The organism is Streptomyces marokkonensis, assembly GCF_039539045.1.
Taxonomy (GTDB): Bacteria; Actinomycetota; Actinomycetes; order Streptomycetales; family Streptomycetaceae; genus Streptomyces; species Streptomyces marokkonensis.
Window position 1 is genome coordinate 1 of the sequence record NZ_BAABCQ010000214.1, and the last position, 11,659, is coordinate 11,659.

The 11,659-nt window shown below is 69.5% G+C and carries 11 protein-coding genes; 1 reads left to right on the plus strand and 10 read right to left on the minus strand.

What is annotated here, in order from left to right; all coding sequences use genetic code 11:
- Positions 1-79: 79 nt before the first annotated feature.
- A complete protein-coding gene (locus ABEA26_RS32500) occupies positions 80-745 on the minus strand; it encodes a response regulator (RefSeq protein WP_345597213.1) in 666 nt (221 codons plus the stop codon).
- Positions 742-2,010, minus strand: coding sequence for a sensor histidine kinase (locus tag ABEA26_RS32505; RefSeq protein WP_345597215.1), 1,269 nt, complete (start codon positions 2,008-2,010; stop codon positions 742-744). The genes ABEA26_RS32500 and ABEA26_RS32505 overlap by 4 nt, the downstream gene beginning before the upstream one ends.
- A 94-nt stretch (positions 2,011-2,104) precedes the next feature.
- Between ABEA26_RS32505 and ABEA26_RS32510 the strand changes: the two genes are divergently transcribed.
- The gene (locus ABEA26_RS32510; RefSeq protein WP_345597217.1) at positions 2,105-2,665 is read left to right on the plus strand and encodes a GNAT family N-acetyltransferase; all 561 of its coding nucleotides are present in this window, start codon (positions 2,105-2,107) and stop codon (positions 2,663-2,665) included.
- 62 nt (positions 2,666-2,727) lie between these two features.
- Here ABEA26_RS32510 and ABEA26_RS32515 read toward each other — a convergent pair whose 3' ends face one another.
- The 8 genes from ABEA26_RS32515 to ABEA26_RS32550 form a co-directional block, all read right to left on the minus strand.
- A complete protein-coding gene (locus ABEA26_RS32515; protein WP_345597218.1) occupies positions 2,728-4,335 on the minus strand; it encodes a type IV secretory system conjugative DNA transfer family protein in 1,608 nt (535 codons plus the stop codon).
- 140 nt (positions 4,336-4,475) lie between these two features.
- Entirely contained in the window at positions 4,476-5,888 is a 1,413-nt protein-coding gene (locus tag ABEA26_RS32520) for an ATP-binding protein (RefSeq protein WP_345597219.1), read from the minus strand.
- Between the two features lie 12 nt (positions 5,889-5,900).
- A complete protein-coding gene (locus ABEA26_RS32525; protein WP_345597220.1) occupies positions 5,901-7,460 on the minus strand; it encodes an SCO6880 family protein in 1,560 nt (519 codons plus the stop codon).
- A complete protein-coding gene (locus ABEA26_RS32530; protein WP_345597222.1) occupies positions 7,457-8,824 on the minus strand; it encodes a hypothetical protein in 1,368 nt (455 codons plus the stop codon). The genes ABEA26_RS32525 and ABEA26_RS32530 overlap by 4 nt, the downstream gene beginning before the upstream one ends.
- Positions 8,814-9,626: a DUF8175 domain-containg protein gene (locus ABEA26_RS32535; RefSeq protein ID WP_345597223.1), complete on the minus strand. Its 813-nt coding sequence runs from the start codon at positions 9,624-9,626 to the stop codon at positions 8,814-8,816. Before ABEA26_RS32535 ends, ABEA26_RS32530 begins: the two co-directional genes overlap by 11 nt.
- 165 nt (positions 9,627-9,791) lie before the next feature.
- The gene (locus ABEA26_RS32540) at positions 9,792-10,100 is read right to left on the minus strand and encodes a hypothetical protein (RefSeq protein WP_121747793.1); all 309 of its coding nucleotides are present in this window, start codon (positions 10,098-10,100) and stop codon (positions 9,792-9,794) included.
- A gap of 218 nt (positions 10,101-10,318) precedes the next feature.
- Complete coding sequence (locus ABEA26_RS32545) at positions 10,319-10,717, minus strand: DUF397 domain-containing protein (protein ID WP_345597225.1); 399 nt, start codon at positions 10,715-10,717, stop codon at positions 10,319-10,321.
- 9 nt (positions 10,718-10,726) lie between these two features.
- Positions 10,727-11,578 carry a helix-turn-helix domain-containing protein gene (locus ABEA26_RS32550; RefSeq protein WP_345597226.1) on the minus strand — a complete coding sequence of 284 codons (852 nt, stop codon included), beginning with the start codon at positions 11,576-11,578 and terminating at the stop codon, positions 10,727-10,729.
- Positions 11,579-11,659: the final 81 nt, after the last annotated feature.

Sequence of the window (11,659 nt, forward strand, 5' to 3'; positions counted from 1 at the left end):
GCACCGGGAACGGTGCGGGGCTTTTCTGCGTTTCAGGCCCGTGCTCCATGCCTTTTCCAGGCCTGTTTCCAGGACCGTTTCAGGCCGGCTTCACCAGCTTCGCGTCGTACGCCAGGATCACTGCCTGGACGCGGTCGCGGGAGCCCGTCTTGGCCAGGATGCGGCCCACGTGGGTCTTCACCGTCGACTCGGCGAGGTGGAGGCGTTCCGCTATCTCGGTGTTGGTCCAGCCCTGGCCCATCACTCTGAGGATCTCGCTCTCCCGGTCGGTGAGAGAGGCCAGGCGCGGATCCGGGGCGTCCTCCGGCCGGGAGGCGGCGGGCAGGTGGTGGACGTACGCGTCGAGCAGGCGGCGGGTCAGGCTGGGCGCCACCACCGCGTCGCCCGTGGCCACCGCGCGGATGCCGGCGAGCAGCTCCTCCGGCTGGGCGTCCTTGACGAGGAAGCCGGAGGCTCCTGCGCGCAGGCCGGCGTAGGCGTACTCGTCGAGGTCGAAGGTGGTCAGGATGAGGACCCGCGTGCGGTCGCCGCCCGCGACGATGCGCCGGGTCGCCTCGATGCCGTCCAGGCCGGGCATGCGGACGTCCATGAGGACGACGTCGGGATGGAGTTCGGCTGTCATACGGGCGGCTTCGGCGCCGTTGGCCGCCTCGCCCAGGACCGTCATGTCGTCCTGGCTCTCCAGGAGCATCCGGAAGCCGAAGCGCTGGAGTGGCTGGTCGTCGGCGATGAGGACGGTGGTCACTGCGGGGGTTCCTCCGGTAGGTGCAGGTGTACGCGCCAGCCCCGCTCGGGACGTGGGCGCGGGCCGGCCTCCAGTGTGCCGCCGTACAGGGATGTCCGCTCACGCATTCCGGGCAGTCCACGTCCGTCGGACAGGGCGGGGGCCGGTCCGCCGCGGCCGGTGTCTGTGACGGTGAGGGCGACGGCGCCCCCGGTGTCGTAGGAGAGGTCGATGTGGGCGGTGGCGTCGGGGCCGGCGTGCTTGAGGGTGTTGGTGAGGGCCTCCTGGATGACGCGGTAGAGCGTCAGCTGGCGGCCCTCGGGGAGCGTGGGGTGGCCCTCGACCGTCGTACGGACGGGGAGGCCCGCCTTGCGGACGCCGTCGAGGAGTTGGTCGAGATCGGTGAGGGCGGGTTGCGGGTTCAGCTCGGCCACATGGGTGTCGTCCTGTTCCTCGTCGCGCAGGACGTCGAGCAGGCGGCGGAGTTCGTCCAGGGCCTGTCGGCTGGTGGTGCCGATGGCGTCCAGGGCCTGGGTGGCGCGCTCGGGGGACTTGGCGGCGGCGTAACGGCCACCGTCGGCGAGGCCAGTGATGACGGAGAGGTTGTGGCCGATGATGTCGTGCATCTCCCGCGCTATGCGGGCGCGTTCGGCGGCGGCCGCGAGCCGGAGCTGCTGGTCGCGTTCGGTCTCCAGGCGACGGGCGCGGTCCTCACGGGCCTCGGCGTAGTTGCGTCGCGTTCGGACTGTAACGGCGATCAGCGCGACGACGCCGACGGACAGGACCTGGGAGCCGATCTGTTGGTGCCATGCGCTCCCTCCCTCTCCGTACCGGGCCAGGGAGACGCAGGTCGAGCTTGTCACCAGTCCCGTTGCCCACCACAGATTGCGCAGAGGCGGGCGCAGGGTGATGTGGTAGAGGAGGAACAGCTGGTGGAGCAGGGCCGCCTGGAGGGCGGCGCCGGTCCAGGCGTTCAGGAAGGTGAGCGGCGCGGCGACGAGAAGGACGGTCCGGGGATGGGTGCGTCGCCAGAGCATGGGGGCCGACAAGCCGAGGCTCATGGTGAGGAGGAGCCAGCCCGGCACGTCGAGGTTGTGGGCGTTGTAGCGCCAGCCCCCGCCGGTGTAGTCGATCAGGGCCGCTGTGACCCAGAAGCCGGTGAAGCTCAGGTCCCAGACGAGCGGACGACGGCGGTCGAAGGCGCGTACTCGATCGGTGGCACGCTGGACGTACTCGGTGAGGGGTTCGGCCGCTGGTTCATCCGGCGCGTGCTTCGCGGGCTCCATCAGACCATGGTCGGGGGTACGGGCGCGTTGGGCGTCCGCCGGGGGGCCGTATATCGGGTGAGGGTCGTAGTACCCGGGTATTACGGTGGCCCGCATGAGTGCCTCGGTCCCCGGTGACTACGCGATCCGTTCCATACGTGCCGACGAGTGGCCGTCCGTGAAGGAGCTGCGGCTTCGCGCGCTGCGGGACCCGGTCGCGCATCTCGCGTACCTGGAGACGTACGACGACGCCGCGGCGCGGCCCGACTCCTACTGGCAGAAGCGGGCGGCCGGCGCTGCCGAGGGCGCGTCCGGGGCACGGCAGATCGTCGCGGTGGGGCCCGGAGGCCGGTGGCTCGGCACACTGACCGTGCTGGTCGAGGAGGCCGGTACGACGGACTGGGCCGGGGTCCCCGTGGAGCGGCGGCAGGGGCACGTGGTCGGTGTGTTCGTACGGCCCGAGTGGCGGGGGAGCGGGCTGACCGGGGCGCTGTTCGGCGCTGGGGTGGAATGGGCCTGGGCGAGCGGCCTGGAGGCGGTGCGGCTCATCGTGCACCCGGAGAACGGGCGGGCGCAGGGCTCGTACCGGAAGGCGGGGTTCGTGCCGAGCGGGCGGACGGTGCCGCTGGCGGGCGTGCCCGGTGACCACGAGCTGGAGTTCGTGCTCGAGCGGTGACGTCGGCCCGCGGTGACGCCGGCCCGCGGTGACGCGGGTTCGTGGGTCCGGGTCTGCTCACGTCATACCGGCAGTTCGTCGTGGGGCCAGCGGGCCCGGCCCTGTTCACGGGACCGGAGCAGGGCCAGGGTCGGCATGCCTCGGTCCGCCCCGGTGGCCAGCAGCTCCGGGAGCTGGGGAAGCGGGGCCACGGCCGCGACGTCGTCCAGGACGAGCGTCATTGGTGGGTCGAGGCGACCGGAGGATGACCGTTCGGCCATGCGCCGGCCGCGCTCGACCACGCTTGAGACGAGCGCCGTCAGCAGCGGCATCGCGCCCGGGCTCGTCCGGGGGTCTTCGATGGATTCACCCACCACGTAAAGGGTTCCCTGTTCGTGGATGAAGGAATCCAAGGCGAGGGCATCATTTCGGTTGGGAGTGCACGCCTCGCGGATGTTGACCGTCGAGAGGGTGGCCAGGGCACGGGTCGTCAGCTGCTGTGCCATGTCCCGGCGTTCGGGGTGGGCGGTGAGGGCCCCTTCGAGCTCGCCCGCGGCGCCCGGTGCGGCCTTGGGGTGGGTACGGAGGATGCGTACGGCGTCCTGGATCTGGAGGCCCTGGGACCAGCGGTGGACGTGGCGGACGGTGCGGCCGTCGATGGCGGCGGCGTGGAGGTAGCTGCGCAGGAGCAGTTCGGCGGTGTCGCCGACCGCCTGGTCGAGCCGGGCGGTGGGGCGGACCGGGGTGAGGAGGCCGGCCGCTCTGCTCATGGCCGTCTGCCGGTCCTCGCAGCCCGCGGTGGGGGACCAGTGGAGGCGGGCCGGGGTGTCGCAGAGGTGGCTCGGGTCGTAGAGGTGGCAGGGGCCGAGTTTCGCGCGGGCGTCCTTGGTGTCCGACCACAGGGCCGGGTTCGAGGTGATGACGAGGGCGGGGCCCGCCGCGTCGCGGACCGCGTGGACGGCGGTCGAGTGGCGGGTGTCGGGCGGGCCGTAGTGCACCGTGGTTTCGGTGCGGTTCGCCTCCCACCCGCTCATCCGTCCGCCGTCGGGGGTGGAGGTGGGGGCTGTGATGCTGGTCAGGGGCTTCTCCGTCGGCCGTGTCTCCTGGCGTGGCGATCTCGGGATCGGTACCTCGTGCGCCGGTACCTCGTGCATCGGTACCTCGTGCGCCGGTACCTCGTGCGCCGGTACCTCGTGCGCCGGTACCTCGTGCATCGGTACCTCGTACGACGGGGCCGGTGCAGGGGCCGGTGTCGGTTCGGGGGGCGGCTTCGGCTCGGGCTCAGGTCGCGGCTCGGGGTGTCCCGCTCGCCGCTGCTGCCGTACCGCCCGCCACCGGGCCACCGTGCCCAGTACGAAGACGGTCAGGACCACCAGCACCATCATCTGGCCGATGAACAGCCCCCAGAACAGCCCGTACCCGGAAAGTGCCGTCCCGGGGGTGTCCGGCCAGGCGCCGGGGAGGTCGTGGGGCTCGGAGATCAGGTGGCGCATGGCCAGGGGGGTGCCGGAGAAGCTGACGCCGGCCGGCCAGGAGCCGTGGGCGAAGAGGGCGGACAGGCCGGTCGCCGTCCACACCAGCACGGTCATGCCGAGGATGAAGGCGAGGATGCCGAGGAGCAGGCCGTCGGGAATGCCGCCCTGCTGGGTCGGCCGCCTGCCGTGATGGTCACCCGGTCCGTCCGGTCTCATGCGTCCGGTCCCTCCCGTCTCATGCGTCCGGCCGCTCCCGTCTCATGCGTCCGGCCGCTCCCGTCTTCCCACGCCGCGTTCGATCCGGACTCCTGCGCCGCCGTCGGTCCGGATCCCTGCGCCGCCGTCGGTCCGGACTCCTACGCCACCGTCGATTCGGAGGAGTCGCCGATGTGCTGTTCCATGAACGCCGCCGCCCGCTCCTCCGCCTCCAGTTCGGCGGCACGCAGGGCGTCGTCGTTGAAGTCGGCGGAGGACTCGGTCATCGCCCGGTCGGTGAAGACCAGGGGGCGTTCGGTCTCGGTGATCAGGTGTTTGACCACCTGGACGTTGCCGTTGACGTCCCACACCGCGATGCCGGGGGTGAGGGACGGGATGATCTCCACGGCCCAGCGTGGCAGGCCCAGGACGCGTCCCGTGGCCCGCGCCTCGTCGGCCTTCTGGGCGTAGATGGTCCGGGTGGAGGCCATTTTGAGGATGGCCGCGGCCTCTCTTGCCGCCGCACCGTCGACGACGTCCGACAGGTGGTGCACCACCGCCACGAACGACAGACCCAGCCGGCGCCCGAACTTGAGCAGCCGCTGGAACAGCTGCGCCACGAACGGGCTGTTGATGATGTGCCAGGCCTCCTCGACCAGGAAGATGCGCTTCTTCCGGTCAGGGCGGATCCAGGTGTGCTCCAGCCACACGCCGACGATGGCCATGAGGATCGGCATGGCGATGGAGTTGCGGTCGATGTGGGACAGATCGAAGACGATGAGGGGCGCGTCGAGGTCGATGCCGACCGTCGTCGGGCCGTCGAACATGCCGCGCAGGTCGCCGTCGACGAGCCGGTCCAGGACCAGCGCCACGTCCAGGCCCCACGCCCGTACGTCGTCTATGGCGACGTTCATCGCCTCGGCCGACTCCGGCTCGGGGTGGCGGAGCTGCTCGACGATGTCGGTGAGGACCGGCTGGCGCTGGACGATGGTCTCGTTGACGTAGGCGTGCGCGACCTTGAGCGCGAAGCCGGAGCGCTCGTCCAGACCGTGCCCCATCGCGACCTCGATGATCGTGCGGAGCAGCGCCAGCTGGCCGGTCGTCGTGATCGCCGGGTCGAGGGGGTTGAGCCGGATGCCCTGGTCGAGTGCGGCCATCGGGTCCAGCCGGATGGGAGTTATACCCAGCTTCTGCGCGATGAGGTTCCATTCGCCGGCCCCGTCCTCGCCCTGGGCGTCCAGGACGACGACCTGGCGGTCGCGGAAGCGGAGCTGGCGCAGCACGTACGTCTTCTCCAGCGCCGACTTGCCGTTGCCGGACTCGCCGAGGACCAGCCAGTGCGGGGCCGGGAGCTGCTGGCCGTACAGCTGGAAGGGGTCGTAGATGTAGCCCTTGCCGGAGTAGACCTCGCGGCCGATGATCACGCCGGAGTCGCCGAGGCCGGGTGCGGCGGTCGGCAGGTAGACGGCCTGCGCCTGGCCCGTGGAGGTGCGGACCGGGGGGCGGGTCGACTCGACCTTCCCGAAGAGGAAGGACGTGAAGGCTTCGGTGAGGACGGACAGCGGGTCCCGCATCAGGCTCAGTCCCTACCTTCGGATGCCGGTGGCGAACGGAAGTGTGTTCACGAAGGCGCGATGGTGCTCACGGTCGCACCACTCCAGTTTCAGGTACGACTTGCCGGCCGAGGCCCTTATCGTGCGCTTGTCGCGGGCCAGTGCCTCGGGGGAGCGCGAGGAGACCGTGATGTAGCCGACCAGGTTGACGCCGGCCGCGCCGCTGGCGAGGTCCTCGCCGCGCTGGTCGAGACGCGAGTGGGCGGCCATGTCGCGCGGGTCGACGGTGCGGTTCATCTTGGCGGCGCGGGACGCCTCGGCGTCGTCGTTCGTCTTCTCCGTCAGCATGCGTTCGATGGCGACCTCGGTGGGTTCGAGGTCCATCGTCACGGCGACCGTCCGGATGACGTCCGGGGTGTGGACGAGGAGCGGCGCGAGGAAGTTCACGCCGACCGGGGTCATCGGCCACTCCTTGACCCATGCGGTGGCGTGGCACCAGGGGGCGCGGGTGGAGGACTCGCGGGTCTTGGCCTGGAGGTAGGTGGGCTCCATGGCGTCCAGCTCGGCCGGCCAGGCGTTGCGCTTGGTCATGGCCTGGATGTGGTCGATGGGGTGGTCCGGGTCGTACATGGCGTGGATGAGGGAGGCGAGGCGTCCCTGCCCCAGCGGCTGTCGTACGCGGATGTCGGCTTCCTGGAGGCGGGAGCAGATGTCGGTCAGCTCGCGCGCCATCACCACCGCGAGGCCCGCGTCCCGGTCCAGCTTGCGTCCGTTCTGAGGCCGTGCGGCGCGGGCCATGGTGTGCGCCTCGGCGGCCAGCTCGCGGGTGTAGTGCATGCAGGCGATGAGGTACGCGCGGTGCTGCTCGCTGCTGGTGGACACCATGGACTGCAGTTGGTCGTACGACTGCCGCAGCCAGGGCGGCGATTTATCGTCGCCGCGCTGGGAGACGTCCTTGGCGTGCGCGTCGGGGTCGGCCGGGAGGGTGCGGGCCAGCATCTGGATCCGGGTGACGAAACCGTCGCCGTTGGCCACGTGCTTGAGCAGGGTGCCGAAGCGGTCGACGAGGGCTTCCTGGTCCTCGGAGTCGCGCAGGCCGACGCCGGGCCCCTCGATCTCGATCGCGGCGGTCACCGTCTTGCGGTCGGCGTGCAGCAGTACGGCGATCTCGTCGGGGCCGAAGGGCGCCGCCAGCCACGTGATGCGGCCGATGCCGGGCGGCGGGCCGACCTCGACCTCCCGCCCGTCGATCCTGGTGCCGGCCTCGACGGTGCCGGACCGGTAGGTGGTGCCGCGGCGCAGCGTCCGCTTGTAGCTGCGGTTGATCTCGAACCACTTGTAGAACGTCCGGTGCTTGTACGGCACGTAGACGGCCGCCAGCGCGAGCATCGGGAAGCCGACGAGCAGAGCGATGCGCAGGGTCAGGACGGGGACGAGGAGCCCGCTCATCATGCCGAGGAACGCGCCGACGACGATCAGCGCGATCTCACCGGTCTCGCGGTTGCGGCCGACGATCGCGTTCGGCCGGGCGCGGCCGATCAGATACGTACGGCGGGGCGTGACCGGATGGGACACGTGGGACTCGGTCGTCAACGCCCGTCACCTCCTGTGCTGTTGCTACCGCTGGTGTTGCGGTTGGTGCTGGCGTGGGGCGTGTTCACCGGGCTGCCGGAGCGCGGTGCGGGCGCGGCGGAGGGGACACTTCCGCCACCGCCGTTCGAGGGGCGCGAGCTGTGCGCGGCGACTCCGCCGGAGGCGGGGTTCGAGGGACGGGACGCGGAGGAGGACGACGGCTGGCCGCCGCCTCCGCCGTCGCCGTTGTGGCGGGTGCTGTGGGTCCTGATGCCTTGGGCGACCAGGTTCGCCGGGGAGCTCATGACGGCCGCGGCCTTGCCCTCGGCGCCCTGCATGAGGCGGTTGTTGCGGCTGTTCGCGATCTCGTCGCCGAAGCCGGGGACGAAGCGGTAGATCATCGCGGAGGCGAAGATGGCCAGCAGGATGATCGCGAGGCCGGAGACGATGGCGGCGAGGGAGTCGGGCCCCTCCTCCGTGGTCAGCGCGCCGGCGAGACCCAGCACGATGACGATCACGGGCTTCACCATGATGATGGCGATCATGATGCCCGCCCAGCGGCGGACGTGGCCCCACAGGTTCTTGTCGACCAGGCCGGCGTAGACGACGACACCGAGCAGGGCGCCGACGTACAGCAGGACGGCCCGCAGGTACAGCTCCAGGTAGAGCACGCCTGCCGCGATGATCGACACGAACGACACGAGGATCAGCATGATGGGGCCGCCGCCGATGTCGTTCCCCTGCTTCAGCGCCTCGGAGAACGTGCCGAAGAACGTGTCCGTCTGGTCCCCGGTGCCCTTGGCCAGGACATCGGTCACGGCGTCGGTGGCGGACACGACCGTGTAGAGGATCAGCGGGGTGAACGCCGAGGCCAGGACGGTGAGCCAGAGGAACCCGACGGCTTCGGAGAACGCGGTGGTGAAGGGGACGCCACGCACGGCGCGTTTGGCGACCGCCAACAGCCACAGGATCAGCGTCAAGATCGCCGACGCCCCGAAGACGATGGCGTACTGCTTGAGGAACGTGCCGTTCGTGAAGTCGACCTCGGCGGTGCTCTTCACCGCGTCGCTGAGGACGTCGACGGTCCAGGAGGCGGCGTCGGCGAAGCCCTTGGCGAGGGAGGAGAGGGGGTCCAGGGTGGTGGTGGGGGAGTCGAGGGTGTCGCCACCGTCGCCGCCACCGCCTCCGGTGGAGCCGCCGGTGCCGCCGCCTTCTCCTCGTTCGCAGTAGTCCTTGGCGGGGCCGTGGATCAGGTCGCAGGGATCATCACTCGGCGTGGGCGAAGGAGTGGGTGCGGCGAAGGCGCGGGTGGCCAAGAGGACGGCTGTCGCCTGTACGGCAGTGAGGACGCCGGCCAGCTCAAGTGCGCGACGGTTAGCGGGCATACGTGAACCCTCCGTACTCCTGGACGGCCTTCGCCATCTCGTCCGCGCTGGAAGCCTTGTCGTCGCCCGGAATCGGCGTCGGTCCGTCTTTCTGAGAGTGCGTCACGATCTTCCAGTCACCGTTGGCCCACTCAAGCTCCATGGTGATCGTGAACCAGTTGCTCGTGACCGGGGCTGTGGACTTCTGACCCGCGAGTCCGAGTAAACCGCTGCACCAGACCTCGACGGTCGCCTTGGCGGCCGATCCCTTGGTGAGCTTGGTGCCGACCGGGCTCGTGCGGGACACGAAGGTGTAGCCCTTCGGTGTGGATCCGTCCTCGTTCAGGCCGACGTTCTTGTTGAAGCTTGGGCTGTATGCCTTGTCCAGGGTGGCTTCGAAGTCGGACACTCTGGAGGGAACGATGATGGCCTGGAGGATCGGGTCACGCTTGGCCTTGTCGAACATGTCGGCCGAGCCCAGCGCCACCGCGTAGTTCGCCGCCGCGCTCTGTGCCCCCTGCTCGTCATGGGCGAAGCCTGCCCGTACCGGCTGCGTTCCGGAGGGCGCCGTCGACGAGACCTTCGGTTTGTCCGCAGCCTCGTCGTCCGGGGATGCGGAATCGTCTCCTCCACGGTTCGCGAAGGCGATCGCGGCGAGGAGGAGGACGACGACGCCCACCACGGTGACCACGCTGCGGGACGACGAGCGGCCGCCGCGACGGGGGCCGCCGTAGCCGTCGTTGCCCCCGTCGGGCAGCCGGGTGCGTGTCTGACCGGTGCCGCCGTATCCGCGGGAGGAGTCCTGGTCGTCTCCGAGACTCATGCCGTGTACGCCCCCTCGACGTCGTGCCTGCCGTAGAAGTACGACGGTAGCCGCGCTGGTTCCCGCGCGGGCGCGGTGTGATGACTCGACATCAGGGAAACGCAACCTCAGCCGGTTGGCACGACGGGCGGGTGGGATGGACGAGAGGCAGGTATGTTCACCGGGCTACACGGCCATCCCGTACACGATGGTGAAGAGTGTGCCGAGCGAACCGATGATGAACACGCCGGTGAGGCCCGCGACGATGAGGCCCTTGCCCTGCTCCGCGCTGAAGGTGTCGCGGAGCGCGGTCGCGCCGATGCGCTGCTTGGCGGCACCCCAGATGGCGATGCCGAGGCAGAGCAGAATCGCGACGGCCATCACCACCTCGATCATGATCTTGGCCTCGTTGCCCAGGCTGCCGAAGGGGCCCCAGTCCGGGGCGATCCCCCCGATGATCGTGTTGATGTCTCCCTCGTCGGCCGCAAAGAGCATGTAAGTCACCGCCCCTGTTGGGTAGTTCCGCACCCTCTGCGGACGTGCAGAGGTCAAGCCTCATTGTCGCTGACAATGACACCGTCGTATGTCGACTTGGCGTCATTGATTGGCGGGTTTCGTACGAATAGCTTGCCACCGGTCCACGTCGGGCCCTAATGGGGTGACGCGGACCGGTGTGTGAAGAGTCGTATGGTCACTCTGTGTACCACGTGTGGTTACGCCGGGCAATGAGGCTGGAGTGCAACCTGTCGTGTGGTCACATCGTTGGGCCCTTCTGCGAAGTGGTCGAACTCGCCTGCCCTCACGCCGAGCGCGAAGGCTTCCCACTTCTGACGATCCGTCGTGACGACCGTTCCCGGGGACTCGGTGGTGTGGATGCGGACGGGGGTGTCGACGTCACCCTCGTGAGTGAAGGAGACCTGGACGGCTGCCGGTCGGGTGTTCGACTTCGCTGCGGTGAGCAGGGAGCCGAAGGCGGCGGGGGTGACGGTGAGTATGGAGCCGGTGGGGTCGCTGCTCTCGGTGAGATGGACGCCGGTGACTGTCGCGGTGACGTGGATGCAGGACTCGCCTTCGCCGCAGTAGGTGGATTTCTGCCACTGGATGAGCTGCATGACTGCCTCTCAGGTCGACCGGACGATGTGGTGGATGAGGGCTCGGGACTCGAGCTCGATCAGGCTGAGGGACATGAGGCGGTCCAGAACCACGCGGTACTTGTTCAGCTGGGCTTCCGCGCCCAGCAGGGCGATGCCGTGCGACTGGTCGAGTTGGACCGTGTCGAGCGGCGGTACGGGGCCGTGTACGTAGTAGATGGGCTGCCCCGCCCCCGGGTAACCGCCCGCCTCGAAGGGGATGACGTGGATCGAGATGTTGGGGTGCTCACTCATCTTGAGCAGATGCTTGAGCTGGCGCTTCGCCACATCCCGGCCGCCGAACCGCATGTGGAGGGCGGCTTCGTGGATGATCGCCCGGTAGGAGATCGGGTTCTGACGGAAGAGGACCGCCTGGCGCTTGATGCGAAACGAGGCCCGGTGCTCCACCTCCGGGGGTGGCAGGTCGGGGACGACCTGATGGAACACCTCGCGAGCGTGGTCCAGGGTCTGGAGGAGGCCCGGGATGCCGGAGGTGTGGGCGGTGCGCAGCGAGGTTCCGTGATGTTCCAGCTCGGCCAGGTCCAGTAGCCCCGGCGGCAGGATCTCCCGGTACTCCTCCCACCAGCCCCGTCGGCGCTCACCAGTCATTCCGGCGAGTGCTTCGACGAGTTCCTTGTCGGGGCACTCGTACTGGCACGCCAGGGTGCGCACGCGGTTGGCGCTCACCGGGAGGCGGCCCGTTTCCATGTTGCTGACCTGAGCTTGCTTGATGCCGAGGAGGCGTGCTGCTTCGGTCGAGGTCAGGCCGGCGTGTTCGCGCAGCTTGCGGAGCTCGGCGCCGAAGCGGAGCTGCCGTGCTGTGGGGTTGCTTCTCACGGGCATGCCCGTCGCTCCTCCGTACCACTCGTCACCCACACAGGTGGAAGAAGTAGTTATAGCTCCGATTGGGATAAAGGAAATATC

What these genes read in the sequence shown, in the direction of transcription:
- ABEA26_RS32505 (WP_345597215.1), bottom strand. Translation starts at nt 2,010, where the DNA reads ATGGAGCCCGCGAAGCACGCGCCGGATGAACCAGCGGCCGAACCCCTC.
- ABEA26_RS32510 (WP_345597217.1), top strand. Translation starts at nt 2,105, where the DNA reads ATGAGTGCCTCGGTCCCCGGTGACTACGCGATCCGTTCCATACGTGCC.
- ABEA26_RS32515 (WP_345597218.1), bottom strand. Translation starts at nt 4,335, where the DNA reads ATGAGACCGGACGGACCGGGTGACCATCACGGCAGGCGGCCGACCCAG.
- ABEA26_RS32520 (WP_345597219.1), bottom strand. Translation starts at nt 5,888, where the DNA reads ATGCGGGACCCGCTGTCCGTCCTCACCGAAGCCTTCACGTCCTTCCTC.
- ABEA26_RS32530 (WP_345597222.1), bottom strand. Translation starts at nt 8,824, where the DNA reads ATGCCCGCTAACCGTCGCGCACTTGAGCTGGCCGGCGTCCTCACTGCC.
- ABEA26_RS32535 (WP_345597223.1), bottom strand. Translation starts at nt 9,626, where the DNA reads ATGAGTCTCGGAGACGACCAGGACTCCTCCCGCGGATACGGCGGCACC.
- ABEA26_RS32540 (WP_121747793.1), bottom strand. Translation starts at nt 10,100, where the DNA reads ATGCTCTTTGCGGCCGACGAGGGAGACATCAACACGATCATCGGGGGG.
- ABEA26_RS32545 (WP_345597225.1), bottom strand. Translation starts at nt 10,717, where the DNA reads ATGCAGCTCATCCAGTGGCAGAAATCCACCTACTGCGGCGAAGGCGAG.
- ABEA26_RS32550 (WP_345597226.1), bottom strand. Translation starts at nt 11,578, where the DNA reads ATGCCCGTGAGAAGCAACCCCACAGCACGGCAGCTCCGCTTCGGCGCC.